The following is a 26,405-nucleotide window of genomic DNA, read 5'->3' as shown; positions in this document are numbered from 1 at the left end:
AGATAAAACATGCAACATCAGGAATTCATGATGCTCACCAGTCAGCGAAAAAAATTGATCCTCGAAAAGCTCGGCGCAGAAGGTCAGGTCCAGTCAAAAGCACTCAGCATGCTCTTTGACGTCTCTGAAGACACCATTCGGCGTGATTTACGCGAGCTGGCGGCAGAAGGGCGTTTACAGCGGGTTCACGGCGGCGCGCTGCCGTCATCTTCTGCTATTGCTCCCTATGCCGAACGGCAATCCGTGAAGATGGATGCAAAAAAGAGGGTCGCCAGGAAAGGGGCACAGCTGATTTCATCAGGGCAGGTGGTGATCGTTGACGGTGGCACGACAACATCGGAGCTGATTACGTTTTTCCCTCCAGACCTGCGCATCACGGTGGTTACGCACAGCCCTAGCATCGCCCTGGGGCTCGTGGATCATCCGTCCATCGAGGTGATTCTGATCGGCGGTCGCTTGTATAAGCACTCCATTGTTGCGGTTGGCGCTGCAGCGATCGAAGGCATCGAAAATATTCATGCAGATCTGTTCTTTATGGGCGTGACAGGGATCCATCCTGAGGCGGGGCTGACAACCGGCGATTTCGAAGAAGCGTGCATCAAACGTGCATTTTCCGGCAGAGCCGCGGAGACGGTCGTCCTGGCTTCTCCGGAAAAGGTCAACACAGCGTCTTCGTTTGTGATTGGCGATGTGTCATCGGTGAACACCATCGTCGTTGAAGACAATACCGATCGGGACTGGATCCGCGCGGTATTGGAAAAAGGGGTCTCCGTCGTGTTGACCTCGGAGAGTGACACTCTCTGATAGCCAGCCTGTGCTCACAGGCTGGCTGGCGGACTGCCTTAAGCCTCAGGAATATTCTCAAGTGCGGTATAAACCTTCAGGCCATATTTGCGGGCGACCTCAATGTCCATATCGGCACCTTTAGACGCACCGGCAATACGATAAATGGCATCACATTTAGCTATGAGCCGGTGAGCAACGGGGTACAGCATCGCTTCACTGATTTCATCACCAACCGCTTTCGATCCTGCGGCTTTTGCCAACGGCAAAGCCATCCATTCGCCAATGACCGGGATGTGACCCCGCTGGTAAACGGCTAGTGCTGCGCTTTCGAGACGCGCCAGATTCTCATCAATGCGTGCCTGAACGCCTTCGGTTCCGCTGCGATAGGGGCCAGCAATTAAAATCAGCTGTTGTGTCATAGGTACCTCTGTCAGTGTTATTGCATGAAATTGCACGTTTACTGCCGATACCATACGGGATTGTGGCCGCGTTATGAAATACTTTCGCGCATTATCGTGCAAAAAGATGCATTACAGATCATTTAATCGCTTCTGACAGAAGGGCTGAGCTACTGACTTTCCGGCGCATGGCACACCGCCTCAATATTGTGGCCATCGGGCGAGATGACAAACGCGGCATAGTAATTTTCACCGTATGACCTCAGCCCCGGCCCGCCGTTATCACGCCCACCGGCGCGCAGGGCGGCATGATAAAACGCATCGACCTGCTGGCGCGTGTTGGCCACAAACGCCAGATGCAAAAGGGCAGGTTTTTCTTTTGTCTGAAAAAGACAGAGCGAAACATCGCCTGAACTCATTTCGACACCGTAGTCTGGCGTGCCCTCATCGATGAGTTCTACACCAAGCGGCTTAAGCGCATGGAGGAAGAAGGTTTTACTTTTTTCATAATCACTGACGCCGAATTTCACATGATCGAACATGGTTCCTTCCTTTATGAGATGGAGAAATAACCAGTATAGAAGGAGAGTGGGGCGACCATACGAAATAACGTGTCAATGTGACAGTCATCAATTTATGCAGTCTTTTCCGATGCCGAAGCGGACAAATGGCATATTTAAAACGTCAGGGTTTGAGCTGGAAAAATAGACCAGTCCGGTTCTGTTGTCCCTTGGGTTGTATTTTTTCAGCATTTCAAGCTCAATGCCGGTGCTCATAAATGTTTTTCCGTTTTTATCAAACAGGAAGAAACACATCTTATTTTCTTTGCCCGGCTCAATACTTTTACCCGACGCGTTATCAAGCGTAACCTTGTAGCTAACCATATATTTTGCTTCGCCCGTTGTACTGTCCCATTGGCTTCCCTGAGACTCTTTTTGAGCGAAAATGGTTATCCCGTTGAGCTTGTCGTCATGGCTCTCTTTCTGAGCGGCCAGAGCCGTCCCGGCGGCGGACACCGCTAACGCAAGACTAATTCCTTTAGTCAGGAGACTTCGCATTTTTCTTCCTCTTTATTTTTACATTGATCTACTATAGCTATAACGCCTTACGTTTCCGTCCAACGAACGTCCAGCGCAGGTAGTCGTAAAGCCAGTTAAACAGCATCGTATAGGGCAGGAAAAACAGCACCAGGCCAATCTCAACAAAAAACGCCTCCGTCACGGTTAGGTTCAGCATAACCATTGCCACAGGGATTAAGGAGATGATAAGTCCCGTTTCAAAACCAACAGCATGGATTGCGCGAACAAGAAATGTGCGTTGAAACTGATGTTTTTTCTGCAGGGAATCAAAGAGCTTATTAAAAATAAAATTCCAGACCGTTGCGGTAAGTGCAGATATCACGGACAACGAGCCTGACTGAAGTACCGACACGTTCATCAGCCAGGCGAGTGACAGCGCGATGATAACGTTGGCCGTCACTTCAAAAATGACAGCATGGAAAACTCTCTCTTTAAAACTTTTATTTAATTCAATTTCCATTTGCTTACGACAGCGTTTTCAAAAGCTGAAGTATATCAGACATTTTTCAACCCTTTCTAAACGTGCAGGTTATGTTAAATACAGCCCAGGCCCGCTAGTGTAGAACGCACGGCCTCGGTAAGAGGGGTCTGCGGTTCATGGCCTAAAAAGGCGATCAGTTTTGAATTATCCATCTCTATTGAGTTCATCCCGCCGCGCCAGCAGAGCCGCAACGGTATCGGCGACATCCGGCAGATAAGCCCACTTATTGATGAGTTATTCACCCATACGCTTGTCGGTTTCGATAATTTAACGCCCTTTATTTTACAGGCACTTAAACAATACCCACAGCCAGGCCCAACGTACCCATAAGAAGCCATAAGAAGCCAGATTTCTTCTGAACCCACGCTGGTGCGCATAATGTATATTATGTTAAATGCAATATGGACATCAGAGAATAAGCCATAAACCGTTCAGTCAACCCCCTCATAGCTGCCTTCCCTCTCACATCAATGCAGTAACCTTTGGATCACTGCATCGGTTACTGAGGAAGTTATCTTTTATTAAGGTATTTATTGAAGAATGCCGTGATGTTATCGAACGGGATCTTATCCATACGATCATATAAATCGACATGCGTGGCATCTTTAACAATCAGCAGCTCTTTTGGCTGATTTGCCGCTTCATAAGCCGTTCTGAAGAAGTAAAGCGAATGCGCTTAAAGTTTTTTTCCGCCGCCTGCAACACTGTAACGAGGTGGCTACCAGCATAAGCAATGCCTCCCCGACACAGCTGCAACAGCTAAAGACTGAGTTGGCTGACGAAATGGGCAAACCTGTAGGTCTACACACCATGGGTATTCCAGCGGCGATCAGTACCCTCGGGGTGATTGTCAGTTTCGCTATTCCTCAGCTGTGGCTGGGGTATGGCGTACTCGCAGGACTCGACCAGTCAGCGGAACACGTATTCGTCTGGGTTGTCCTGATCGCCCTTCTATTCGCTGGCCTTAACGGCGTGACGATGTTTATGATTGGCAAAGGCAGCATGCGCGCCGTGAGGTTACACCTTACGCTGGCGGTGATAAGCCTGGTATTAACAGCAGCCTATATGCTGGTCGCGCTGAGCGGTAGCGCAGCTCCGGGCGTCAGTCTGACCGCGGCGCTAGTGAGTATCGGCATGCTACTGCTTAGCGGCAGCTGTATCCTTTCCACCGCCTTCTATAAGATGCTGCTGTTTACTCTGCATAATCGTGCCTGGCGCAAGCTTCTCAGCCAGACGCGTGCTAAAACAGCGCGCTAAGGGTTCATCCCGTAAAAAACCCGCCATCGCTGGCGGGTTTTTTTATGGCTTTTTATGCCTGCGCAGCCAGATTAACTTGTATGCCGCAGGAATAATAAACAGCGATAACAGCGGCGCCGTGATCATCCCGCCAATCATCGGCGCCGCTATCCGACTCATGACCTCTGACCCTGCCCCCGTTCCCCAAAGAATGGGCAGCAGGCCGGCAATAATCACCGCGACAGTCATGGCCTTTGGCCGCACGCGCAGCACGGCGCCATGGTAAAGGGCGTCATCAAGCCCCTGTTCAGTGAACGTGTCCCGATGGGACAACGCCGGCTGAGCCTCAACGGCATGACGCAAATACATCAGCATGACTACGCCAAATTCTGCCGCCACCCCGGCCAGGGCGATAAAGCCGGTGCCGGTTGCCACAGACATATGGAAGCCCTGCCAGTAGAGGAACCATATTCCCCCGACCAGGGCGAACGGCAGGCTCATCAGGATCAGCAGCGCTTCATCCACGCGGCGGAACGCCAGATACAGCAGAATGAAGATGATCATCACCGTCATCGGCACCATCAGCTTCAGTTTCTTGTTGGCGTGTTCGAGCAGCTCAAACTGCCCGGAGAATGACACGCTGGTACCCGGCCTCAGCTTTACGTTCTGACTGATGGCCGTCTTAATGTCGTTCACCACCGACACCATATCCCTGCCGCGGGCATCAATATAAATCCAGCTCGCAGGCCGGGCATTCTCCGTTTTCAGCATCGTGGGGCCGGAAACCACGTTGATATCCGCCACATCGCCCAGCGTGATCTGCTGTTTCATCGGCGTCAGGATCGGCATTTGCTTCAAGGCGTTCGGGCTGTTCCGGTAGTCCTGCGGATAGCGGATATTAATCGGGTACCGGGCGACGCCTTCCACCGTTTCACCCACCGTCGCCCCGCCGATGGCCGAGGAGACGAACAGCTGCACATCGCCCACCGTCATCCCGTAGCGCGAGGCTTTTTCCCGGTTGATATCGACGTCAATGTAGCGCCCGCCCTCCAGACGTTCAGCCAGGGCTGACACCACGCCCGGCACCGTTTTGGCTACCGCCTCGATGCTCTGCGCCGTGGCGTCGATATCCGACAGAACGGTACCCGACACTTTGATGCCGATGGGGCTTTTGATCCCGGTGGAAAGCATGTCTATCCGGTTACGAATGGGCGGAACCCAGAGGTTCGCCAGGCCGGGCAACCGAACGGTCTTATCGAGTTCGTCAATAATCTTGTCAATCGTCATGCCGGGCCGCCACTCATTCTCAGGTTTGAGCTGGATGGTGGTTTCCACCATTTCGAGCGGAGCGGAATCCGTTGCGGTCTCAGCCTTACCCGTTTTACCAAAAACGGAGGCCACTTCTGGCACGGTTTTGATTAACTTGTCCGTGGTCTGCAACAGTGCGGCCGCTTCTGCCGGAGAAACGCCCGGCAATGTTGACGGCATATACAGCAGATCGCCTTCGTTGATCTTCGGCAGGAACTCGCCGCCCACCTGGCTGAGAGGCCAGATCACCGTGAAGATGGACAAGGCCGCAACCAGCAGGGTTGTTTTTGGCCAGTGGAGCACCTTAATCAGTAGCGGATGGTAGGCTTTAATCAGCAGCCTGTTCAGTGGGTTACTGGTCTCAGCGGGAATTTTACCCCGGATCCAGAATCCCATCAGGATGGGGATAACGATGATGGCCAGCGCGGCCGCACCCGCCATGGAGTACGTTTTGGTGAAGGCCAGCGGACCAAACAGCCGCCCTTCCTGCCCCTCAAGAGTAAAGATGGGAATGAAGGATAAGGTGATAATCAGCAGGCTGATAAACAGCGCGGGGCCGACCTCGACAGAGGCGTTGGTGATCACCTTCCAGCGCGTGGCGTTATCAATCTGTTCTCCCGGATGCTGGTGATCCCACTCTTCGAGCCGTTTGTGCGCGTTTTCAATCATGACGATGGCGGCATCCACCATCGCCCCGACGGCAATGGCAATGCCTCCCAGCGACATAATGTTGGCGTTCAGCCCCTGGAAATGCATGACGATAAAGGCAATACACAGGCCAAGCGGCAGAGAGATAATCGCGACCAGCGCAGAGCGAACGTGCCACAGGAACAGGGCGCAAACAATCGCCACCACGATAAACTCTTCGAGCAGCTTGGAACTCAGGTTGTCGATTGCCCGATCGATGAGCTGGCTGCGATCGTAGGTGGTCACAATCTCAACACCTTCCGGCAGGCTGGCCTTCAGCGTCTCCAGCTTATCTTTCACCGCCGTGATGACTTCACGCGCGTTTTTACCCGAACGCAGGATCACCACGCCACCCGCAACTTCCCCCTGCCCGTTTAATTCGGCAATGCCGCGGCGCATTTCCGGCCCCGTTTGTACGCGGGCGATATCGCGAAGATAAATCGGTACCCCGTTCTCTCCGGATTTCAGGACAATGTTATTGAAATCATCCATCGTCTGCAGATAGCCGCTGGCCCGGACCATATACTCCGCTTCCGCCATTTCAACTGACGATCCCCCCGCCTCCTGGTTAGACGACTCAAGGGCCTGCTTAACCTCCGGCAGGCTAATGCCGTACTGAGCCAGTTTTAACGGATTGACCTGTATCTGATACTGCTTTACCACGCCGCCGACGGAGGCCACTTCAGCCACGTTCGGGATGGTTTTCAATTCAAATTTCAGGAACCAGTCCTGCAGCGAGCGCAACTCTGCGAGATCGTGTTTTCCGCTGCGATCCACCAGCGCATACTCAAATATCCAGCCCACGCCGGTGGCATCAGGACCGATTTCTGAGCTCACGCCGGCAGGCAGCTTGCCCTGAACCTGGTTCAGATACTCCAGCACGCGCGAACGCGCCCAGTACAAATCGGTGCCATCTTCAAAAATGACGTACACGTACGAATCGCCAAACTGCGAAAAACCGCGCACGGTCTTTGCGCCGGGAACCGACAGCATGGTGGTCGTCAGTGGATAGGTGACCTGGTTTTCAACAATCTGCGGGGCCTGGCCGGGGTAACTGGTTTTGATAATCACCTGAACGTCAGAGAGGTCGGGCAAGGCATCGACTGGCGTGTTAATAATCGTCCATGTGCCCCAGACGCTGAGGAACAGCGCCCCCATCATGACCAGGAAACGGTTGGCGACCGACCGCCGGATAATCCATTCAATCATCATCGTCTCCTTAATGGCCAGAATGCGCGTCGTCAGCGGCTTCAGCGTGACGCATGCGCTCCAGCGCGCCGGTAATATTGGCCTCCGAGTCAATCAGGAACAGACCGCTGACCACTACCGACTCCCCTTCTTCCAGTCCGCTACCAATGCCGGACTGCTGCTGAGATTCATGCAGAACGTGGATCCTTTTAGGTACAAAATTCCCGTCCGCATCGACGGTAATCACGCGCTGTTCTTTACCGGTATCGATAACGGCCTGGGAAGGGATCAGCAGCATTTCCTGGCTTTGAGTATTCAGCTTCAGGTACGCGTTCATGCCTGGTTTCAGCAGCTCATCCCTGTTAGAGACCTGCAGGCGCACCTGCAGCGTACGGGTGGTTGGATCCGCGCTCGGCAGAAGACTCCATTTTTCAACCGGGAAGGATTTATCCGGATAAGCCGGTATCGAAACAGCAAACTGCGAAGTCTCTTTCAGCAGATAAGCAATGGATTCAGGCACTGCCGCGCCGATCCAGACCGGATCCATCCCCTGAATTTGCGCCACCACCTTATCTTTGGAAATATTCATGCCGGTACGCAGATCAAAGGCCGTGATCGCTCCGTCGATCGGCGCCCTGATGGTAAACCGGGTCTGAATAGTACGGGTCGCACGCAGCCTCTGAATATCCTCATCCGGCATACCCGCCAGCCGAAGCCGTTCCAGAACCCCTTTGATTTGCGTCGGCGTTCCGCCGGTACCGGATAACAGCAGAAACTCGCTCTGCGCCTCTACCCAGTCAGGAATGGTTATATCAACGAGCGGCGTGCCTTTCTTCACCTTATCGCCCGTCGTCAGCGGGTACACTTTTTCCACAAAGCCCTCCGCGCGCGCCTGCACAATGACAAACTGATAGTCGTTATAGCTGACGTTGGCCGGGATCGTCTGGGCATAATTCAGCGTTCCGCGCGTCACCTTTTGCGTTTTTAATCCCAGGTTCTGAACCTGCGTCGGATCAATACGGATACCGGCACTGCTTTTATTGGCGTTTTCATCCGCATATTTCGGTACCAGATCCATATCCATAAACGGCGATTTGCCGGGCTTATCGAATTTAACGTCGGGCTTCATCGGGTCATACCAGAAAAGCACCTTTCTTTCTGGTGCGCTATTTTCTGTTTTTTCAGATGAATGAAGCGCCTGCCATGCCGTCACCGATATCAGCCCTCCTGCAATAAGGCTGCTGGTTATCACGGCAGCATATTTTATTTTTACTGAGGCCATGCCGCGTCTCGCTATTTAATACTTTTGAGTAAAGAGATATTGCCCTGCTGAACAAACGAGAAATTCACGTGGCTGCCGACTGTTAAGGCATTAATACTCTCGTCAGCCTGAATAAAGGTAAAACGCATGGTCATCGCGGGCCAGCCAATTTCCGGGATCGCTTCATGAGAAATCGTGACTTTTTTATTCGTGAGATCAATGTCCTTCACGATGCCGGTTCCCGTGATGACCTGCTCTGAGGTCCCTTCGCTGGCAGCACTCATCACCTCGTGCTGATGAACCTCAGCCTGGAGGCCGGCAGAAAACACAATGGAGATTGCACCAGATACAACGGCCTTAAGTGAATTGCGCATGGTTATTTTCCTGTTTAATTAAATAAGATTATTCGACCCAACCGCCGCCGAGCGCGGTGAAGAGATTAATTTCATTAACCTGCCGGGCATAAATAAGGTCGAGAATATTTTGCTGGGTAGAGAAAAGAGAACGCTCCGCGTCAAGCACTTCGATATAGCTGACCGCGCCGCTGGAATATAACCCTCTGGCACGTTGAAGCGTGATGCGGAGCGAATCCAGATACCGCTGTTGTGCAGCAAGCTGCTGGTTAATGCTGTCCCGCAGCGCGAGCGCGTCGGCAACCTGTTTAAAGGCGGACTGAATTTTTTGTTCGTAATTAACCACCGACTGCTGCTGGCGAATTTCGGCCAGCTTCAGGTTGGCCTTATTTCTGCCCGCATTAAAAATAGGAATTTCTATTTTAGGAATAAAATTCCACATCCCGCTCCCGGACGTAAAGAGGCTGGACAACTCCGTGCTGCCGGTTGAAAGCCCGCTGGTCAGGGAAATAGACGGGAAAAAGGCGGCGCGCGCCGCACCGATATTCGCATCGGCCGCTTTAAGCTGATACTCCGCCTCCATAATATCCGGGCGCTGCAGCAGTATCGCGGAAGAAAGATGAGGAGGCAGTTTTACCGGCGCAACGTCGCTGGCGTTCATGCCGCCGTCACCCGGCAGCGCGCGATACGTGCCGAGGACCAGCTGCAGGGCGTTATTGGCCTGCGCCAGCTCCCCCTCTCTTTTGGCAATCTCTGCCTGCGTGCTTTCGATCTGTCCCCGGGCCTGTTCCAGCGCCAGGACGTTCGTACTGCCCGTCACCAGCTGCTGCTCAACGAACGCATAAGACTGCCGGTAATTGTTCAGCGTATCCTGCGCGATACGCAGCTGTTTATACGCCAGCTGCTGGTTGAAATAGCTCTGGGAAACGTTAGAGACGAGCAGGATATGCACCGCGCGACGGGCCTCTTCGCTCGCGAAAAAGTTTTGTCGGTCGGCCTCGCTCATGTTCTTCAGCTTGCCGAAGAAATCGAGTTCATAGCTAAGCGTAAGGCCCGCGTCGTACTGCTGTGCGGTGGGTTTGTCATTTTTCAGCCCACCGCTGTACGTGATGCCCGAGGAGGCATTCAGCTGAGGGTAGCGATCCGCATCCGTCACGTTGAACTGCGCCCGTGCCTCTTCGACCTTCAGGGCGGCCATTTTCAGATCGCGATTGTTCTTCAGGGCTTCCGTAATCAGCCCGGCAACCTGAGGGTCGACGAAAAAGTTGCGCCAGCCGGTGTCCTGATACCCCGCCGCCGCGGGCGTCAGGCCGTTACGGGAGAGCGAAAACTGCTGGGGTACCGGTGCTTCCGGTCGCTGGTACTCCGGGGCCAGCGAGACGCAGCCTGCCAGAATAAATACCGTACTGATGCTTAGTCGTTTTAACAGGAACATAACGGTTCAAATAAAGTCCAGAGTAGTTTTAGGGCTACTCTACGCAACGCATCCTGTTTGACGGGTGACAGGATAATGACAATGTTGTCATTTTTAGCGTAAGTCATTGTTAACGGCGGTACGCTCACTAGAATGTCATCAGCAGCCAGTCAGGGGAGCACGATGAAAATACTGATCGTCGAAGACGAAATGAAAACCGGTGAGTACCTGAGTAAGGGGCTGACTGAAGCGGGGTTTGTGGTGGACCACGCGGATAATGGCCTGAATGGCTACCATCTCGCCATGACCGCTGAATACGATCTGCTGATTCTGGATATCATGCTGCCCGATGTGAACGGCTGGGACATTGTCCGCATGCTCCGCTCTGCGGGAAAAGGGATGCCCATCCTGTTACTCACGGCTCTCGGCACGATTGAACACCGGGTTAAAGGGCTTGAGCTGGGCGCGGATGACTATCTGATTAAGCCATTCGCTTTTGCCGAGCTGCTCGCCCGGGTGAGGACGCTGTTGAGACGCGGAAATACGGTGATCGCGGAAAGCCAGCTTCAGGTGGCGGACCTGACGGTTGACCTCGTGTCGAGAAAGGTAAGCCGGGCCGGAAGCCGCATCTCGTTAACCAGCAAAGAGTTCAGCCTGCTGGAGTTTTTCATGCGGCATCAGGGAGAGGTGCTTCCCCGCGCCCTGATTGCCTCCCAGGTGTGGGACATGAATTTTGACAGCGACACAAACGCGATTGACGTGGCGGTAAAGCGGCTTCGGGCGAAAATCGATAACGATTATGAACCTAAGCTAATCCAGACGGTACGCGGCGTAGGCTATATGCTGGAGGTGCCGGATGCGCGTTAAGCTTCCCGGGCGCCCTTTTTCGCTTGCCCTGCGGCTGACCTTTTTTATCAGTCTCTCCACGATACTGGCCTTTTTCGCCTTTACCTGGTTTATGCTGCATTCCGTTGAAAAGCACTTCGCCGAGCAGGATGTCAGCGACCTGCAGCAAATCAGCACCGCGATGCACCGCATCCTGCAGTCTCCGGTCGATCCTGACCAAAAGAAAATCAGTAAAATCAAAGAGTCGATCGCCAGCTACCGCAACGTGGCCGTTCTGCTCCTGGATCCGCAGGGCAATATCCTGTTCAGCTCGGCGCAAGGGGCGGCACTGCGCCCTGCGATGAACGCGGCGGACTTTAGCGAACACCGCCGCGCGCAGGATGTGTTTCTCTGGACGGTTGAAGACTCTGCCAAAAACATGCACGCCGGGTCCGACATGAAAATGGAAACGTACCGGATTATCGCCTCTTCAGGCACGGCGACGCTGCAGGGCAAAACGCAGGGCTACGTTATGCTTATCGGGCTCTCGATTAATTTTCATCTGCACTACCTTGAGGCGCTGAAAAAGAATCTCCTGGCGATTGCCGCGGCGATCAGCCTGCTGATTATTCTTGTCATTCGCATCGCGGTTCGTCAGGGACATTTGCCCCTGCGTAACGTCAGCAACGCCATTAAAAATATCACTTCAGAAAACCTCGACGCGCGGCTGGAGCCGTCCCGCGTGCCCGTTGAGCTGGAACAGCTGGTCATCTCCTTCAACCATATGATCGAAAAGATTGAAGATGTCTTTACCCGCCAGGCGAATTTTTCCGCCGATATCGCGCATGAAATCAGAACCCCCATCACCAACCTGGTGACGCAAACGGAAATCGCGCTGAGCCAGAACCGCTCGCAGAAAGAGCTGGAAGATGTTCTGTACTCCAGCCTGGAAGAGTACAACCGGATGACCCGCATGGTCAGCGACATGCTTTTCCTGGCGCAGGCGGATAATAATCAGCTCATCCCTGACCGGGTGGTGTTTGATTTAAGTGCGGAGGTCATGAAAGTCTTCGATTTCTTCGAAGCCTGGGCGGAAGAACGCAACGTTACGCTGAAATTTAACGGGATGCCCTGCCTGATAGAAGGCGATCCGCAGATGTTCCGGAGAGCAATGAATAATCTGCTCTCCAATGCCCTGCGCTATACGCCAGCCGGGAAAGCGGTGACGGTCTCCATCAGAGAACAGGATAACGACGTTGAACTGATGATAGAAAATCCCGGTACGCCGATCCCTCAGGAACATCTGGCAAAGCTGTTTGACCGTTTCTATCGCGTCGATCCGTCCAGACAGCGCAAAGGCGAAGGCAGCGGGATCGGGCTTGCCATCGTGAAGTCCATCGTCACCGCGCACCACGGAAAAGTCCGCGTGGAATCGGATGCGGCATCGACGCGCTTCATCCTCATCGTGCCGGGAAAAGTGGCCTGAGCGTCAGCGCACGGCCCGACACACGTCCAGCACCTTTTCCCTGAGCCATCGATGCCCCGGATCCCTTTCCATACGCGGATGCCACATCTGTGACACCGTAATGGTCCGGGTTTTAAACGGCAGTTCAAAGACGTGTACGCGCTCGTTCATCGGCTGATTGAGCAGGTACAGCGCCGGCACCATGGCAATCAGATCGGACGCCAGCGCCACGGATAGCGCCGTTGGAAATCCGGGCACCACGCTGGCGACCTTGCGCTTCATCCCCCGTTCCGCCAGCGCGTCATCGACAAACCCGTGTAGCGATCCGTCCGGCGAGGCCACCACGTGGCCCCACGCGACATAATCCTCAAGGCTGACGTCAGGCCGCAATGACAGCGGATGTCCCTTACGCACCGCGCCAACAAACCGATCCTGAAAGAGCCGTTGCAGCCGTATTTCCGGCCCCATATTGCTCTGCACGCCGATCTCCAGGTCGACCAGTCCCTCACGCAAATAGCGCGAGGTTTTTTCAGGTTTCGGCGAGAAGCGGATGCACACCCCGGGCGCAACGCTCGCCACCGCCGCAATCAGCAGTGGCCCAAACGCCACCACAAAACCGTCGTTGGCTCTGATGGTGAACAGCCGCTCGAGACTTTCCACCTTCAGCGCGTCGGTGGAGGGCTGCAGCACCGCCCTCGCCTCATGCACGGCAGTTCTGGCGCGGTCCCGCGCGGATTCGGCCCAGGGCGTCAGCACCATATGACGACCGGCCCGCACCAGAATAGGATCGCCGGTCACCTCCCGCAGCCTGCTCAGGGTGCGGCTCATGGCGGAAGTGCTGAGGTTCAAACGTCGCGCCGCGCCCGCCACGCTGGCTTCGGCCAGCAGAACGTCGAGCGCAACCAGAAGGTTAAAGTCAGGATCGGACACGGTGACTCCTAAGATAAGGCGTTATATGCAACGATTAAATGCAACTGATGCGTCTTCCGCCCTGTATACCGCATGCTTATAGTTTCGTCATCACTATTCTTATGCGGAGTAACGACGATGACGCTTTTTTCAAACCTGCCCGGCGATGAAGGCTTACCCGGTCATGAACGCGCCCGGGTCATGGCCGCCGTCATGACCACCACGCTGATGGGCGTCTTTGACGGCACCATGATCAACATCGCGCTGCCCTCCATGGCAAGGGCGATGCAGGTACCCGCAAACGTTGCGGTCTGGTTCTCCAACGGTTACCTGCTTTCAGCGGCAATGACGTTAGCCATCTTCGCGGCGCTGGCGGCGCGCGTGGGCTATCGCCCGGTGTTTCTTGTTGGGCTTGCCACCTTTACGCTCACCTCGCTCGGCTGCGCGCTGGCAGCGACGCCGGAAATGTTAACCGGCATGCGTATTTTACAAGGCATCGGCGGCGCGGCCACGCTGAGTATCGCCCCGGCGATCCTGCGCTCCGTTTTTCCGGGTCGACTGCTTGGCCGCATTCTGGGGCTGCACGCCCTGCTTATCGCCTCCAGCACGGCGATTGCCCCCGTGCTGGGCGGAACCATACTGGACGCGCTGAGCTGGCAGTGGCTGTTCGCCATTAACATTGTTCCGGGCAGCGTCGCCCTGCTGCTGGCGTGGCGGGCCTTGCCGCGGGAAACGGCCGTTGACCGGTCGCCCTTTGACGCGCCGGGCGCCATGCTCTCCGCCGTGCTGTTAGGTTCAGCAATCATGCTGGCCGACAGCCTTCAGCACGTGACGCAAAACATCAACCAGGTGGCCACGGGCTGGGGGCTGCTCGCGCTGGTCAGCACCCTCGCCTTTATCTGGCGGATTCGGCGCGCGCGAAGTCCCATCCTGCCGCCCGTCATGTTTAAAAACGGACGCTTTACCCTCGCCGCCCTGACCTCGCTGGCCTCGTTTGTCAGTCAGGGCATCACCTTTGTCGCGCTGCCGTTTCTGTTTCAGAGCGTGTATGGCTACAGCCCGGTGGTCTCCGCGCTGCTGTTCACCCCGTGGCCGATTGGCATCGTGCTGATCGCGCCGCACGCGGGACGCTGGGCAGATACGATTTCCGCGCCGCTGATCTCGACAATCGGGCTGATGATTTTTGTCTGTGGGCTGGTCCTGCTGGCGACGTTGCCGGACAGCCCATCCGCATGGAATATCTGCTTGCGCAGTCTGGTTTGCGGGATTGGGTTTGGCTGCTTCCAGAGCCCCAATAACCGGGAGATGCTCTCTAACGTGGCGCGGGAATATGCCAGCTATGCCTCCGGCGTGTTATCGATTGTGAGGACATTCGGCCAGTGTCTCGGCGCCGCCGCGGTGGGCGTGCTGCTTGCAACGGCCGGATCAGACCATGACCGGGCCGTGCATCTGGCGCTATGGATTGCAGTGATAGCCTCGACGGGATCGGTGTTGTTTAGCGTGAGCAGGCTGCGCCCTGCGGTTCGGGCATCAGCGTAAACTGTTGCAGCGCCTTCCGGCGCTGCTCGTTTATAACGCCTACGCTGTAAGGCGTTCATTCCACGCATCAGTGTATTGAATATTTCCGTCCAGGATTTTCCATGTGATTTTTGCGTATCGCAAAGATACATTTTCCAGGTGACCAGTACCGGGACAATCTCTTGTATCATGCATAACTGGAGTTATTGAAATGACTTTCACACCTTCCATAAGAATATTGAAGTATTCCACTTCCTGACCAGCATCATTGATGTGATAGAACTTTAATTCAGCACTTTGAAGAGTCTGACCTGTAGCCACTGCTTTGTATAGATAGGGTGAAGATGAATCAATTGCTTTTGTTAAACTGAAAGCTGAGTGTTGCCTTGTACCTGTAAGTTTACCTGTTGCCTCATCTGTTGGAATGCTCAGGTTATGGATCAGATCTCTAAGCTCTATGCTTCCTTCACGGTCTGCAACATCAGAACCGCCACGGATCATTGCTCCACCATCGTCTTTCAAAAAGAGGTGTACTGGTACAGCCATTTCTAAAACTCCTTATGCTAATTAATCTCTTATTCCATTTGCTATGAGGTTAATTACAGGCATGATCGCTACACCATCTGCATAGAACAGATCCGAATTAGTGAATGAATAAACCTTACCTGTGATTTTTATATTTACCGTGTTCCCATAAGCAGAAGCTGTAACATTGCTTGTATTGGCTTCAAGGAACGGCAAGCGTTCTTTAAGGGCCTTCATAATGTTCCCGCTGCTGTCTTTATCTAAATAGAAGCGGTAAACATCCGACACCGTAGCTCCTCCGTCATCATACTTTGTTATGTACAGTGCGACGGTATCAGATAGTTTCTGTTTGCTGACAAAGCTATCGTGAGGAGGTGCATTAAAATAATATTGATATGTCAGAAACCCGCAAACAATGATCAATAAAATCGTTGTGAGTAAACAATGAAGCCGTTTAATAACCGTGTTTCTTTGCATATTCAATCCCTTGACTTATCCAAAACTGATCGTGAGGATCATCCCCATATGGCGGTTTTTGATACCAGTGCCCCCATTTCTTTTTGGAGGTTTTAGCTCTTTCCTGCGCCCATCCTGCCCCCATCAATAACGTTTCTGATGGTATCCCGGCAGCATAGCCAGCCGAACCATAATTGAAGTTACCAAAGTTCGCTAACTCAGGGTGTCCCTGCTTGTAATCCCAAGGCCCCTTATTTCTTACTTTTTGATAAAACCAAAGATAGGTTGTAGGAATAGCCATATTTCTACTCATACCATGCGCTCTTGCAATCCTCATGTTTGCTAATGCAAGCGCGATTCCTTCTTTTGGTAACAAAGGTATAACAGCCATATTAACCATTCTTTTCACATGGATATATGACCACGTATCGTACACTTTTGCGATAGTAAAAAAGATATCTGTTTCGAGACAAATGACGGAAAAATAACCGATTAAGATATTAATCGCATTAAAAATAAAGAAATTTAGGCTGCGCCTGCAGTTCGGGCATCAGCCTGATTCGCCCGGCGGCGCTACGCTTGCACGGGCCTACAAGGAAGCTTTGCACAATGTAGGCCGGGTAAGCGCAGCGCCACCCGGCAAGAAAGACGGCGCGTTCGTTTACTCCAGCGCCAGCAGCGCAAAGCTCGCCAGCCAGTGCCCGCCGCTGTAGTGGCTGCCGACCACATGCTCAACGCTAGCCGTCAGGTGTTTCGTCACCGCCTCGCGAAGCGCCTGCTGCGCCGGATGGTTTGCGGGAAGCGCTCTGGCAATATGCTTCATGCACCAGGCGCGGCTGAGGTTTAACCCATCGAGATGGGCAATTTTCGGGTCGGTACGATCGCTCACTTCCGCCGGGTTCATCAGCGCCGCAATGGTGCCCACCTCCGGGAGAAATGCGTCAAACCAGGCCGGGAAGTCCTCCAACACTTTGCTCATCAGCAGCGCTTCCGTCAGCGCGCCGGAAATATACTCATCACCGCCGGGCTCGTAGTGGGCAGGATAGCGCGTGTCGGCGAGATAAAACCGCTCCGCCGCCGTGACAATCGCCTGCTCAAGCGCGCTATCTTCCACGGCTCGCGCGTAATCGAGCGCCAGCGCGAGGGCAAACGCCGTGTTGTAGTGCGTCCCGACGCGGATCGGATAGGTGAGCTTGCTGAGATAATCCACCAGGCGGTTACGAATATCCTGGGTTAACGGCTCAAGCGTCCGGTACCAGCCTTCGGCCTGCGGCAGCGACGACTGCTTTAGCTCCTGGGCCAGCGCCAGCAGCCAGCCGTAACCATACGGGCGCTCAAACGAGGCGCGGAACGGCGCGGTGAAATAGGCCAGCTCCTTCGCCACGTTCTCTTCCGTCAGGTGCTCGTCCACAAGCGCGACGATCGCGTCACGGCTCGGCAGATCCGGGTAGATACGCACGCAGCGCAGCAGCAGCCAGTAGCCGTGCACCGCCGAGTGCCAGTCGAAACAGCCGTAGAAAATGGGGTGCAGTTCGCGCGGCGGCAGAACGTCACCATCATCATTCAGCAGGTGCATGATGTGGTTCGGGTATTCCTGGCGCAAATAGGTCAAAGGCATGCGGGCAAACGCGTCAGCCTGATGTTGCGTTAATTCCATAACAGCTCCTTAGCGAAACACGAGGAAATACATGAGGAACACGTTCACCACCAGCAGGGTTAACGCGGTCGGGATCTGGATCTTGATCACCTGGTATTTGTCTTTCAGCTCCAGCAGCGCGGCGGGAACGATGTTGAAGTTCGCGGCCATCGGCGTCATCAGCGTGCCGCAGTAGCCCGCGTACATGCCAATCGCCAGCAGCGGCGCCGGGTTGCCGTGATGCACGTTGATCAGAAACGGCAAGGCGATCCCCGCGCTCAGCACCGGGAAGGCCGCAAACGCATTCCCCATGATCATGGTAAACAGCGCCATCCCCACGCAGTAAATCACCACCAGCATAAAGCGGTTATCCGGGTTAACGAACAGGCTCACCACCTTCTGCACCGAGTCACCGGTATTGGCCGCCACGAACACGCCGCCGAGCATGGCCAGCATCTGCGGCAGGATCACCGCCCAGCCGATGGTATCGACAAGACGGCGAGACTGACGAATGGCGTGCAGCGGCGTGCCTTTGGTCAGCCACCATCCGGTGAGGATCGCCGCGAGGCAGGCCACGCACAGCGCCGCCAGGGTAAGCTGTTTCTGATCGAGCAGGAACACGCCGCCAACCGACACGCCCTTCAGGAACAGCGTCCCGATAACCGTCACCACCGGGATCATCAGCGCGGGCAAAAATAGCCAGTTTTTAAGGCGGTTTGACGACGCGAGACGTTCGTCTTCGGTGGACATTTTATAGTGCCCTTTTCCGACCAGACCAAAACCCGCCAGCAGCGCGATAGCGATGACGCCCCCGCCGATTATCCGGTACGCCAGCGATTTCCCCAGCTCCTGCACCATCAGGTCGCCGAACAGGAAGATCCCGCCGAATAAGAACCAGAACAGCGCGGTGGTAAAACGCTTCGGATTGGCGCGATCGCGCAGGGTCATCACAACCAGCAGCATCACGACGAAGCCGATCAGGTAGTACACGCGGTTTATGGTGATAAGCGTCATCATTGCGCGGCCTCCCGCGTGCTCTGCTCCGCGCGCCAGGCCATGACGTCGCGACGGATGCTGGCATCCAGGCGCAGAAGGCGCGTCATATGAATAACTAATGCCGCAATGGCGGTTGGGATGGCCCACAGGCCGATATGCAGCGGTTCGATGCCCGCAATACCGTTCTCTTTCAGGAACGCGTCGATCAGCAGCACCGCGCCAAAGGCAATAAAGATATCTTCCCCAAAGAAGACCGCGATGTTGTCACACGCGGCGGCATGGGCTTTGATTTTGTCGCGGATGTGCTGCGGCAGCTCGCCGTATTCGTTCAGCGCCGCCCCTTCGGCCATCGGCGCCAGCAGCGGACGCACCGTCTGGGCATGACCGCCCAGCGACATCAGCCCCAGCGCGGCGGTGCCTTCACGGGCGACAAAATAGAGCATCAGAATACGCGCCGAGGTCGCGCTGGCGATCTTCGCCACCCAGGCCTGGGCGCGCTCCTTGAGCCCGTAATATTCCAGCAGACCAATCACGGGCAGAATCAGAATGAAGGTCGCCAGGGATCGGCTATTCACGAACTTTTCGCCAAAGGTCTCCAGCAGCATCCCGAAATCCATCCCGACCAGCAGACCCGTCGCCAGCCCCGCCACCACGACCACCAGCAGCGGGTTGAAGCGCAGTGCAAAACCAATAACCACGATCGGTATCCCGATCAGCGGCAACAGCGTAGTACCGTCCATAACGTTTACCCTATCCAAAGTGAGCGTTGCGCGCCGACGGCTATTTTTTTATTTTGCGGCGAGCGATGTTGTGTTTTTCGACAGGTTTCGGAAAACCTGCGCTAAAAAGCTATATCTGAACCTCAAAAACATGTAAACAAATTATCAATAAAATGTTCTTATTTTATCGATGAGTTTACATTTCTGGCTAAGGAACGTTATGACCTCGGAAAAGAGTGCTACCCCCCCTCACGACGATATCAACGACGGCCGGATCGTCTCGTCCCGCCATCTGGTGTCCGAGCGCTGCGCGGAACTGTCAGAGCTGGAGTACGCGCTGATCATGACCAGCAACGCGTTCAATAAATGGATGGTGCGCTGCATGACCGCAGCCGGCGAGCCCGATATGGGCGCATTTGACGTCTCGCTGCTGCATCACGTAAACCACCGCGACCGCAAGAAAAAGCTGGCCGATATCTGTTTCGTTCTTAACGTGGAAGATACCCACGTGGTGACCTACGCCCTGAAAAAGCTGGTCAAGGCGGGCTACGTGACGAGCGAGAAAGCGGGCAAAGAGCTCTTTTTCTCGACTACCGAGGAAGGGAAAGCGTTGTGTATGAAATACCGGGACGTGCGGGAGGCGTGTTTAATTGCTATCCACGCGGAGAGCGGCATTGCCGGGAAGTCGATTGGCGAAACCGCGCAGCTGTTACGCACGATCTCCTCCCTGTATGACACCGCCGCCCGCGCGGCGGCATCACTCTAGGGCTAAGGACGTCTGAAGAGAGTAATACTGCGTCCGGCCAGTTCGTACTCAACGGTGTCGGTGATCGCTGTCCCGGCGGCAGCGTCATCTGCCGTAGACAGCTCCAGCACCCATCCCCCTTCGCCAAACTGCGGGATCTGGAACGGCACGGTCCCTTCAAACGGGTTGAACAGCATCAGCACGTCGTGCCAGATGCCGTCCTCCTGCCTGAGATCCGGCCTGCTGATGGAGACGCCGAGCGTCGAGCCTTCATCCCACTGCTCGGCCTGCTGCGGGCCGCCGCCGGCATTGAACCAGCGGATCTCCAGCCCGTCGCGCCAGCTTTCACGGCGCAGTAGCGGCTGTTGCGCGCGAAGGTCAATGAGCCGTCGGGTAAACTCGCGCAGCGCAGCGTCGTTTTCGGTTATTCCGTTCCAGTCGATCCACGAGATCTCGCTGTCCTGACAGTAGCCGTTGTTGTTGCCCTTCTGCGTGCGGCCAAACTCGTCCCCCGCCAGCAGCATCGGCGTGCCGTGGGAAAACAGCAGCGTGGTCAGGAAATTACGTTTCTGCCGTTCGCGGGTGGCAATAATATCCGGGTTCTCCGTCGGCCCTTCTTCGCCATAGTTGTACGAGCGATTATCGTTATGCCCGTCGTTATTGTCCTCGCCGTTGTCGGCGTTGTGCTTCTCGTTGTACGACACCAGGTCATTCAGCGTAAAGCCGTCGTGAGCGGTGATGAAGTTGACGCTGGCCCACGGACGACGCCCGCGCAGGTCGTACAGATCCCCGGATCCCAGCAGCCGTGCGGCAAAGTCGTTGGAGACGTTATCGCCCTTCCAGTACTCGCGGACGGTATCGCGGTATTTGTCGTTCCACTCACCCCAGCCGGGCGGGAAACCGCCGACCTGATACCCGCCGGGACCGATGTCCCAGGGTTCACCAATCAGCTTAAGTCTTGATAACACCGGATCCTGAGTCATGGCGTCGAAGAAACCGCCGCGCGGGTCAAACCCTTCCGGCTCTCGGCCCAGTATCGTCCCCAGGTCGAAACGAAAACCGTCAATATGCATCGATTCCGCCCAGTAGCGCAGCGAATCCATCACCATCTGCAGCACGCGCGGGTGCGAGGTGTTGACCGTATTTCCCGTCCCGGTGTCGTTGATATAGTACCGGTGCTGGTCCGGCAAGGTGCGGTAATAGCTGTAGTTATCAATCCCCTTAAACGAGAGCGTGGGGCCAAGCTCGTTCCCTTCCGCCGTGTGGTTGTACACCACGTCCAGAATCACCTCGATGCCCGCATCGTGATACGCGCGTACCATGTCGCGGAAGCCCTGGATCCCCGCCGGGCCGTAGTAGCGCGACGCCGGAGCAAAAAAGCCGAGCGTGTTATAGCCCCAGAAGTTCTTCAGGCCGCGGTCAAGCAGGTGCTGGTCGTCCGGGAACCAGTGAACCGGCAGCAGCTCCACCGAGGTGATGCCAAGACTCTTGATGTAGTCGACCGAGGCTTTGTGTCCCATCCCCTCAAACGTGCCGCGCAGCTCCTGCGGGATGGCCGGGTTCATCTGGGTAAAGCCCTTCACGTGGCTCTCATAGACGACGGCATGCGGCCAGGGCACGTTTGGCCGGCTGTTGTCCTGCCAGTCAAAGGCGTTCGGGTCGATGACCTTGCACTTCGGCGTGAACGGCGCGCTGTCGCGCGTATCAAAACTTAAATCTAATTCGTCATGCCCCAGCTCATAGCCGAAATGGGCGTCGTTCCAGTCGATATCGCCCACCAGTTCGCGGGCGTAGGGGTCGATAAGCAGCTTGTGCGGGTTAAAGCGGTGACCGTTTTCCGGATCGTAAGGGCCGTAGACGCGATAGCCGTACAGCGCGCCGGGCTTCAGGTCCGGCACATAGCCGTGCCAGACCTCATGGGTATATTCCGGCAGCTCCAGCCGGGCGATTTCGTTTTTCCCGGACGGATCAAACAGACAGAGCTCCACCCGCTCGGCGTGAGCGGAGAACAGCGCGAAGTTGACGCCCTTCCCGTCATAATTCGCCCCCAACTGCTGGCCATGACCGGCCCGAATTTCAAACGTAGTATCCTTTGCCATTTTCGTTCTCCACGATTATTCGCAGGTAAGCAGAACCAGTACACATCCCTTTTCTGACGTTAAATCCAGCGTCTCTTGCAGAATGCGGCTCTCACCGCTGAACAGATCCCGATAGCGTTTCCCCGTCAGCTCCTCGGGTATCGCCACCGTGGTATTGACCCACAGCTGATGATTATCAGTGACATCAAAAACCAGACGCGGCACGGCGACAATCAGCGCCTCCTCGTCCTTAACGCGGGCATAGACAATCAGGTTCTCCTCGCGCTCGCCGGAGACCTTAAGCGGCAGCCAGTCGCCGTAGCGGAATAGCGCGTCGTAATGCGGACGCAGCCGCAGCAGCGTGGCGGTGACGAACTGCTTAACGCGCCCGTCTCGCCAGCAGGCCGGGTTATCAAACACTGTGGCATCCGCCGCGCTGAGGTTGTGCACCAGCGCGTTGAAGTCCGGCTCCCGTCGGTTATCCGGGTCAACGAGGCTAAAGTTAAGCGCCTCGCTGCCCTGATAGATATCCGGCACGCCGGGAGCCGTCAGCTTGATTACCGTCTGGCTGAGGCTGTTCATCAACCCGGCGCGGATAAAGGGCTGCATCGCCTCGCTAAAATCCTGCAGGAACAGCGCGTTGTCCGGCGAAAGCAGATGCCGCGCGTAGCTCAGCACCACGCTCTCATAGCTCTCGTTGCTGTCGATCCAGTCGGTGCGCTGTTTTGCCTCGCGCAGCGCTTTCTCGAGGAAGCCGATGAATCGCGCGTCGAGTGCGTTAAGCCCTTCGGCGTCGTCCGGTGACTGCGTGGCGGGCCAGACGCCCGCCAGCGCCTGATAGATCATCCAGGTATCGGCAGCGTTCGGCGCGGTACCGTCATTGAGAAAACGCACCTGAGTCTGGTTCATCTGTCGCCAGCGGGCCAGATTTTCCCCCCAGCGTTCCGGCGCTTCCGTCAGGGTGTAGAGACGCGCCCGGGCGTCTTCCCCGCGCTTGGTATCGTGCGTGGAGGTGCCCAGCAGCGCGTCGGGCTGACGGGCCAGACGAATGCGCATCTCCTGGTGGAAGCGGGATAATGAAAACGCGCGCGGCGTCGGGTCGGCGCCCACTTCATTGAGCGCCAGCTCGAGGTTGTGGCGAAAGAACAGCGTGTCTTCAACGGACTTCGCCATCAGCGGCCCGGTAAGCTGCTGGAAGCGGGTTCTGAACAGCGCGGCGGACTCGCGGCAATCTTCCGGCAGGTCGCCGGTAAGAATGCGCACAATCAGGCTCAGCGCCGCTTCAGACGTCTCCACGCCGGCGACCACGCGGTTAAGCAGCGCCACGTCCGACGGGGTTAATCCCTCCCGGGTGCCGTAGGTGCGGTAGACCGGAAAGGCGATAAGCAGCTCGCGCAGCGCGTGGCGGATCTCCTCGCGCGGCAGCGCAACCTCATTGCGGCGGGCCAGATCGTCAGCAAGGTTAAGCAGCGTGGTGAATTCACCCTCAAAATTGCGATCGGTCATCAGGCCCTTGGCATCGCGCAGTTCCGCGTGGCGATCGACCGTTATTCCCAGCGTTTCGTCGTGGATGGTCTCCAGGCGCGACAGGTTATCGTCGTCGACCAGCACTTCCGCCAGCGAGGCGATAAACTCGTAGCCGGTGGTGCCGGATACCGGCCAGTCGGCGGGGAGCTGTTCTCCCTTCGCGAGGATTTTTTCAACCGTGATGTAGCAGTCGGGCCCGGTTTTCTCCCGCAGGCGCTGCAGATACCCCAGCGGATCGGCCAGGCCGTCGACGTGGTCGATGCGCAGGCCGTCCACCACGCCCGCGTGAACCAGCTCCAGGATCAGCCGGTGCGAATCGTCGAAAACCGCGTCGTCTTCAACCCGAACGCCGACCAGCCCGGTGATCTCGAAGAAGCGCCGCCACGAGAGCTGCTTCGGCGCTTCCCGCCAGGACATCAGCCGCCAGCTTTGCGCTTCATGCAGCTCAGCGATGCTCTTATCCTCGCTGTACGTGCCGGGGTTGAGCGGATACTCGGCGTCGTAGTAAACCAGCGCGGCCTTGTACGTGACAGGGTCACGTTTTAGAGCGATCGCCCCCTTCTCCAGCTCCGCCTCAAAGGTGTCACCGAGGAACGGCAGCGTTAGCGGGCGCGACCCGTCGATATCGAAATAGCGGAAATAGCGGCTCTGCTGGCCGTATTCAATCACGTCCCGCCACCAGGCATTTTCCAGCGAGGTGGACATATGGTTCGGGACAATATCCAGAATCAGCCCCATGCCGGCCTGCTTAAGCGCCGCCGCCATGCGGTCGAAACCGTCTCGTCCGCCGATCGCGGGGTCAATTTCATTCGGGTTGGTCACGTCATAGCCGTGAGTGGAACCCGCTGTGGCGGTAAATACGGGCGATGCGTAGAGATGGCTGATGCCGAGATCTTTCAGGTAAGGCACCAGCGCCGCAACGCGGTCGAAGGTCATGCCATTACGGAACTGAATACGGTACGTGGCGGAAGGGATCATAACGATGCTTCTCCATCAGCAAAGCGAACGACAATACCGTTCGGCGGTAAAACGTCAGTGACTTCCGGCCAGGCAAAGCGCGTCTCACCCGCGAGATCGGGCAGCACGACGGGCTTACTAGCGATATTCAGCGCCAGAGAGAGCGTCCCCGACGGGAAATGCCAGCTCACCGCCACCATGCCGGGCGCGGTCTTGATTACTTTGCCCTCAACGGCGCCGCCATGACGCAGAAGCGGAACGATATGGCGATGACGCAGCGTCAGCAGGTGGCGCGTGAAGCGCAGCCACGTTTTGCCTTCGTCGGTGGCAATCTTATTCCAGTCGAGTTTTGAACGGATAAACGTGCTCAGGTCGTTCGGATCCGGGACGGTTTCATCGTGCCCGGCATGGCCGGTAAACTCTTTCGCGCGCCCTTCCCGCACCGCCTTTGCCAGATCGCCGTGAAAATCGGTGAAGAACAGGAACGGGTGCGTTTCCCCAAACTCCTCGCCCATAAACAGCAGCGGGATATGGGGGGAAAGCAGCAGCGCGGCAAGGAGCACCCGCGTCTTATCGGCCCCCGCCAAGGCGATCAGCCGCTCGCCCTGGGCACGATTCCCGGTCTGATCGTGGTTCTGAATAAAATCGACGAAGAACTGCGGCGGCTGCGTCTGGCACTCCACTCCGCGGGATTCGCCGGTTTGCAGCGAAATCTCGCCCTGGTAGACAAAGCCTTCCGCCAGCGCCCGGGCGAACTTTTTCTCCGGCTCAAAGGCAAAATCCTGGTAGTACGCGTGGGTCTCGCCGGTGGCAAACACGTGGGCAGCGTTGTGGAAGTCATCATTCCACTCGGCGGTGAACAGCGGCGTATTGCCCTGTTCATCGCGCGGATGCAGGAAAATCACGTTGCGGCTGTCTTCCGTGGTCAGGTGAACGTGGCGGTGCGGGATCGCCTCGCGGATTTTTGAGGCAATCTCCTCCAGAATGTGCATCTCCGCGCTGTCTTTAATCTGGTCGATGGCGTCAAAGCGCAGGCCGTCCAGACGATACTCCGTCAGCCAGTAGAGTGGCGCATCGGTAATGTACTGCCTTACCGGCTCGCGTTCGTAAGCAATTCCGTTGCCCCACGGCGTCATCCGCTGTGCATCAAAAAACGCGGGCGACAGCAGCGGCAGATAGTTCCCCTCCGGGCCGAAGTGGTTGAGCACGATATCCAGCACCACGGAGAGTCCCAGCCCGTGCGCGGCGTCGATAAACGCGTGGAAATCCTCCGGCGTACCGTAGGCAGAGTGCGGGGCGTACAGCAGCACGCCGTCATACCCCCAGCCGCGTGTTCCGCCAAACTGAGAGACGGGCATCACTTCAAGCTGGGTAATACCGAGCTCTGCCAGATACGGCAGCTTGTCGATGGCGGCCCGGAAGGTGCCCTCCGGGGTAAACGTGCCGATGTGCAGCTCGTAGATAACCGTATCTTCCCACGGCCGCCCTGCCCAGTCCCGGTTGACCGGCTGATAGCGTTGGGGATCGATAACGATGGAGGGGCCGTTAACGTCGCCTTTTTGCGCGCGCGATGCGGGATCGGGCACCGTCATGCCGTCCTGCAGAACAAATTGATATTCTGCACCGTGCGTGACGCCGGGTACGTCTGCCTGAAACCAGCCGTCGCCAGCTGCCGTCATCGGCACGTCGGCGGCGGCCAGACGTAGCGTAAGTTCTTTCTGTCCTTCTGCCCAGACGCGAAAACGTACAACGTCATCGGAAATAAACTCAGCACCCCACTGCTTTTGAAATGTCCTGAATTCCATTCATTGTCCTCGAATGACCCACATTTTACGCGGAACGAAGTACAAGCTTAGTT

Annotated in this window: 24 protein-coding genes and 1 pseudogene; 6 read left to right on the top strand and 19 right to left on the bottom strand. The window is 56.1% G+C overall.

Going from position 1 to position 26,405, the window contains the following annotated elements; genetic code table 11:
• Nucleotides 1–30 precede the first annotated feature (30 nt).
• Nucleotides 31–804: a DeoR/GlpR family DNA-binding transcription regulator gene (locus M2422_RS03470; RefSeq protein ID WP_064672510.1), complete on the top strand. Its 774-nt coding sequence runs from the start codon at nucleotides 31–33 to the stop codon at nucleotides 802–804.
• A gap of 38 nt (nucleotides 805–842) precedes the next feature.
• Here the strand turns inward: M2422_RS03470 and M2422_RS03465 are convergent, their stop codons facing one another.
• From M2422_RS03465 to M2422_RS03440, 5 genes and pseudogenes are all read right to left on the bottom strand, one after another.
• Nucleotides 843–1,205: a DUF4406 domain-containing protein gene (locus tag M2422_RS03465; RefSeq protein WP_048981347.1), complete on the bottom strand. Its 363-nt coding sequence runs from the start codon at nucleotides 1,203–1,205 to the stop codon at nucleotides 843–845.
• 149 nt (nucleotides 1,206–1,354) lie between these two features.
• Complete coding sequence (locus M2422_RS03460; RefSeq protein ID WP_064672511.1) at nucleotides 1,355–1,726, bottom strand: VOC family protein; 372 nt, start codon at nucleotides 1,724–1,726, stop codon at nucleotides 1,355–1,357.
• Nucleotides 1,727–1,813: 87 nt separating this feature from the next.
• Nucleotides 1,814–2,242, bottom strand: a complete 429-nt coding sequence (locus M2422_RS03455; protein WP_064672512.1) for a DUF4354 family protein — start codon at nucleotides 2,240–2,242, stop codon at nucleotides 1,814–1,816.
• A gap of 37 nt (nucleotides 2,243–2,279) precedes the next feature.
• Nucleotides 2,280–2,723 (bottom strand): PACE efflux transporter, encoded by a 444-nt coding sequence (locus M2422_RS03450; protein WP_064672513.1) that lies wholly within the window; start codon nucleotides 2,721–2,723, stop codon nucleotides 2,280–2,282.
• Nucleotides 2,724–3,255: 532 nt separating this feature from the next.
• Nucleotides 3,256–3,420: pseudogene (locus M2422_RS03440) on the bottom strand (alpha/beta hydrolase); the annotation flags it as partial.
• Nucleotides 3,421–3,458: 38 nt separating this feature from the next.
• On the opposite strand from M2422_RS03440, the gene M2422_RS03435 reads away from it, so the two are divergent.
• Nucleotides 3,459–4,001, top strand: a complete 543-nt coding sequence (locus M2422_RS03435) for a hypothetical protein (RefSeq protein WP_248202860.1) — start codon at nucleotides 3,459–3,461, stop codon at nucleotides 3,999–4,001.
• A gap of 42 nt (nucleotides 4,002–4,043) precedes the next feature.
• Here the strand turns inward: M2422_RS03435 and silA are convergent, their stop codons facing one another.
• The 4 genes from silA to M2422_RS03415 are packed head-to-tail and all read right to left on the bottom strand — an operon-like array spanning nucleotide 4,044 to nucleotide 10,212.
• Nucleotides 4,044–7,184: a Cu(+)/Ag(+) efflux RND transporter permease subunit SilA gene (gene silA / locus M2422_RS03430; protein ID WP_064672540.1), complete on the bottom strand. Its 3,141-nt coding sequence runs from the start codon at nucleotides 7,182–7,184 to the stop codon at nucleotides 4,044–4,046.
• 10 nt (nucleotides 7,185–7,194) lie between these two features.
• On the bottom strand, nucleotides 7,195–8,445 hold the full coding sequence (locus M2422_RS03425) for an efflux RND transporter periplasmic adaptor subunit (protein ID WP_064672541.1): 1,251 nt from the start codon (nucleotides 8,443–8,445) through the stop codon (nucleotides 7,195–7,197).
• Between the two features lie 11 nt (nucleotides 8,446–8,456).
• Nucleotides 8,457–8,798, bottom strand: a complete 342-nt coding sequence (cusF, locus tag M2422_RS03420) for a cation efflux system protein CusF (RefSeq protein ID WP_064672542.1) — start codon at nucleotides 8,796–8,798, stop codon at nucleotides 8,457–8,459.
• A gap of 28 nt (nucleotides 8,799–8,826) precedes the next feature.
• Nucleotides 8,827–10,212 carry an efflux transporter outer membrane subunit gene (locus tag M2422_RS03415; RefSeq protein WP_064672543.1) on the bottom strand — a complete coding sequence of 462 codons (1,386 nt, stop codon included), beginning with the start codon at nucleotides 10,210–10,212 and terminating at the stop codon, nucleotides 8,827–8,829.
• A 162-nt stretch (nucleotides 10,213–10,374) separates the two neighbouring features.
• Between M2422_RS03415 and M2422_RS03410 the strand changes: the two genes are divergently transcribed.
• Complete coding sequence (locus tag M2422_RS03410) at nucleotides 10,375–11,058, top strand: copper/silver response regulator transcription factor (protein WP_064672544.1); 684 nt, start codon at nucleotides 10,375–10,377, stop codon at nucleotides 11,056–11,058.
• Complete coding sequence (locus M2422_RS03405) at nucleotides 11,048–12,502, top strand: Cu(+)/Ag(+) sensor histidine kinase (RefSeq protein ID WP_064672545.1); 1,455 nt, start codon at nucleotides 11,048–11,050, stop codon at nucleotides 12,500–12,502. Before M2422_RS03410 ends, M2422_RS03405 begins: the two co-directional genes overlap by 11 nt.
• A gap of 3 nt (nucleotides 12,503–12,505) precedes the next feature.
• Here the strand turns inward: M2422_RS03405 and M2422_RS03400 are convergent, their stop codons facing one another.
• Nucleotides 12,506–13,411 carry a LysR family transcriptional regulator gene (locus tag M2422_RS03400; RefSeq protein WP_064672546.1) on the bottom strand — a complete coding sequence of 302 codons (906 nt, stop codon included), beginning with the start codon at nucleotides 13,409–13,411 and terminating at the stop codon, nucleotides 12,506–12,508.
• A gap of 117 nt (nucleotides 13,412–13,528) precedes the next feature.
• On the opposite strand from M2422_RS03400, the gene M2422_RS03395 reads away from it, so the two are divergent.
• Nucleotides 13,529–14,929 carry an MFS transporter gene (locus M2422_RS03395; protein WP_064672547.1) on the top strand — a complete coding sequence of 467 codons (1,401 nt, stop codon included), beginning with the start codon at nucleotides 13,529–13,531 and terminating at the stop codon, nucleotides 14,927–14,929.
• A gap of 39 nt (nucleotides 14,930–14,968) precedes the next feature.
• On the opposite strand, the gene M2422_RS03390 is transcribed toward M2422_RS03395, so the two are convergent.
• The 6 genes from M2422_RS03390 to M2422_RS03365 form a co-directional block, all read right to left on the bottom strand.
• Nucleotides 14,969–15,454, bottom strand: coding sequence for a type VI secretion system tube protein TssD (locus tag M2422_RS03390; protein WP_023311839.1), 486 nt, complete (start codon nucleotides 15,452–15,454; stop codon nucleotides 14,969–14,971).
• A gap of 21 nt (nucleotides 15,455–15,475) precedes the next feature.
• Nucleotides 15,476–15,910 (bottom strand): hypothetical protein, encoded by a 435-nt coding sequence (locus M2422_RS03385; RefSeq protein WP_064672548.1) that lies wholly within the window; start codon nucleotides 15,908–15,910, stop codon nucleotides 15,476–15,478.
• Entirely contained in the window at nucleotides 15,888–16,280 is a 393-nt protein-coding gene (locus M2422_RS03380; RefSeq protein WP_032668456.1) for a polymorphic toxin type 44 domain-containing protein, read from the bottom strand. Before M2422_RS03380 ends, M2422_RS03385 begins: the two co-directional genes overlap by 23 nt.
• 270 nt (nucleotides 16,281–16,550) lie before the next feature.
• Nucleotides 16,551–17,546, bottom strand: coding sequence for a DUF2891 domain-containing protein (locus M2422_RS03375; protein ID WP_064672549.1), 996 nt, complete (start codon nucleotides 17,544–17,546; stop codon nucleotides 16,551–16,553).
• Between the two features lie 9 nt (nucleotides 17,547–17,555).
• Nucleotides 17,556–18,542 carry a DUF979 domain-containing protein gene (locus M2422_RS03370; RefSeq protein WP_064672550.1) on the bottom strand — a complete coding sequence of 329 codons (987 nt, stop codon included), beginning with the start codon at nucleotides 18,540–18,542 and terminating at the stop codon, nucleotides 17,556–17,558.
• On the bottom strand, nucleotides 18,539–19,261 hold the full coding sequence (locus tag M2422_RS03365) for a DUF969 domain-containing protein (RefSeq protein ID WP_064672551.1): 723 nt from the start codon (nucleotides 19,259–19,261) through the stop codon (nucleotides 18,539–18,541). Before M2422_RS03365 ends, M2422_RS03370 begins: the two co-directional genes overlap by 4 nt.
• 199 nt (nucleotides 19,262–19,460) lie before the next feature.
• Between M2422_RS03365 and M2422_RS03360 the strand changes: the two genes are divergently transcribed.
• Nucleotides 19,461–20,006: a winged helix DNA-binding protein gene (locus M2422_RS03360; protein ID WP_039262429.1), complete on the top strand. Its 546-nt coding sequence runs from the start codon at nucleotides 19,461–19,463 to the stop codon at nucleotides 20,004–20,006.
• A 2-nt stretch (nucleotides 20,007–20,008) separates the two neighbouring features.
• Here the strand turns inward: M2422_RS03360 and glgX are convergent, their stop codons facing one another.
• Genes glgX through treZ form a run of 3 tightly spaced genes read right to left on the bottom strand, consistent with a single transcriptional unit; the run spans nucleotide 20,009 to nucleotide 26,352 of the window.
• A complete protein-coding gene (glgX, locus tag M2422_RS03355) occupies nucleotides 20,009–22,084 on the bottom strand; it encodes a glycogen debranching protein GlgX (RefSeq protein ID WP_064672552.1) in 2,076 nt (691 codons plus the stop codon).
• 15 nt (nucleotides 22,085–22,099) lie between these two features.
• Nucleotides 22,100–24,568, bottom strand: coding sequence for a malto-oligosyltrehalose synthase (gene treY / locus M2422_RS03350; protein WP_064672553.1), 2,469 nt, complete (start codon nucleotides 24,566–24,568; stop codon nucleotides 22,100–22,102).
• A complete protein-coding gene (treZ, locus tag M2422_RS03345; protein ID WP_064672554.1) occupies nucleotides 24,565–26,352 on the bottom strand; it encodes a malto-oligosyltrehalose trehalohydrolase in 1,788 nt (595 codons plus the stop codon). Before treZ ends, treY begins: the two co-directional genes overlap by 4 nt.
• Between the last annotated feature and the right edge of the window lie 53 nt (nucleotides 26,353–26,405).

Origin of the sequence: Enterobacter sp. SLBN-59, assembly GCF_024807915.1 — a bacterium.
Taxonomy (GTDB): Bacteria; Pseudomonadota; Gammaproteobacteria; order Enterobacterales; family Enterobacteriaceae; genus Enterobacter; species Enterobacter asburiae_B.
Note: the sequence above shows the minus strand (reverse complement) of the source record. Positions and strands in the feature narration are given on the sequence as shown.

Coding starts and splice junctions, on each gene's coding strand:
- M2422_RS03370 (WP_064672550.1), bottom strand. CDS start 18,542: ATGATGACGCTTATCACCATAAACCGCGTGTACTACCTGATCGGCTTC.
- silA (WP_064672540.1), bottom strand. CDS start 7,184: ATGATTGAATGGATTATCCGGCGGTCGGTCGCCAACCGTTTCCTGGTC.
- M2422_RS03460 (WP_064672511.1), bottom strand. CDS start 1,726: ATGTTCGATCATGTGAAATTCGGCGTCAGTGATTATGAAAAAAGTAAA.
- M2422_RS03365 (WP_064672551.1), bottom strand. CDS start 19,261: ATGGACGGTACTACGCTGTTGCCGCTGATCGGGATACCGATCGTGGTT.
- M2422_RS03375 (WP_064672549.1), bottom strand. CDS start 17,546: ATGGAATTAACGCAACATCAGGCTGACGCGTTTGCCCGCATGCCTTTG.
- M2422_RS03425 (WP_064672541.1), bottom strand. CDS start 8,445: ATGGCCTCAGTAAAAATAAAATATGCTGCCGTGATAACCAGCAGCCTT.
- treZ (WP_064672554.1), bottom strand. CDS start 26,352: ATGGAATTCAGGACATTTCAAAAGCAGTGGGGTGCTGAGTTTATTTCC.
- M2422_RS03380 (WP_032668456.1), bottom strand. CDS start 16,280: ATGGCTGTTATACCTTTGTTACCAAAAGAAGGAATCGCGCTTGCATTA.
- M2422_RS03390 (WP_023311839.1), bottom strand. CDS start 15,454: ATGGCTGTACCAGTACACCTCTTTTTGAAAGACGATGGTGGAGCAATG.
- M2422_RS03395 (WP_064672547.1), top strand. CDS start 13,529: ATGACGCTTTTTTCAAACCTGCCCGGCGATGAAGGCTTACCCGGTCAT.
- treY (WP_064672553.1), bottom strand. CDS start 24,568: ATGATCCCTTCCGCCACGTACCGTATTCAGTTCCGTAATGGCATGACC.
- cusF (WP_064672542.1), bottom strand. CDS start 8,798: ATGCGCAATTCACTTAAGGCCGTTGTATCTGGTGCAATCTCCATTGTG.
- M2422_RS03405 (WP_064672545.1), top strand. CDS start 11,048: ATGCGCGTTAAGCTTCCCGGGCGCCCTTTTTCGCTTGCCCTGCGGCTG.
- M2422_RS03415 (WP_064672543.1), bottom strand. CDS start 10,212: ATGTTCCTGTTAAAACGACTAAGCATCAGTACGGTATTTATTCTGGCA.
- M2422_RS03465 (WP_048981347.1), bottom strand. CDS start 1,205: ATGACACAACAGCTGATTTTAATTGCTGGCCCCTATCGCAGCGGAACC.
- glgX (WP_064672552.1), bottom strand. CDS start 22,084: ATGGCAAAGGATACTACGTTTGAAATTCGGGCCGGTCATGGCCAGCAG.
- M2422_RS03455 (WP_064672512.1), bottom strand. CDS start 2,242: ATGCGAAGTCTCCTGACTAAAGGAATTAGTCTTGCGTTAGCGGTGTCC.
- M2422_RS03450 (WP_064672513.1), bottom strand. CDS start 2,723: ATGGAAATTGAATTAAATAAAAGTTTTAAAGAGAGAGTTTTCCATGCT.
- M2422_RS03470 (WP_064672510.1), top strand. CDS start 31: ATGCTCACCAGTCAGCGAAAAAAATTGATCCTCGAAAAGCTCGGCGCA.
- M2422_RS03385 (WP_064672548.1), bottom strand. CDS start 15,910: ATGCAAAGAAACACGGTTATTAAACGGCTTCATTGTTTACTCACAACG.
- M2422_RS03410 (WP_064672544.1), top strand. CDS start 10,375: ATGAAAATACTGATCGTCGAAGACGAAATGAAAACCGGTGAGTACCTG.
- M2422_RS03360 (WP_039262429.1), top strand. CDS start 19,461: ATGACCTCGGAAAAGAGTGCTACCCCCCCTCACGACGATATCAACGAC.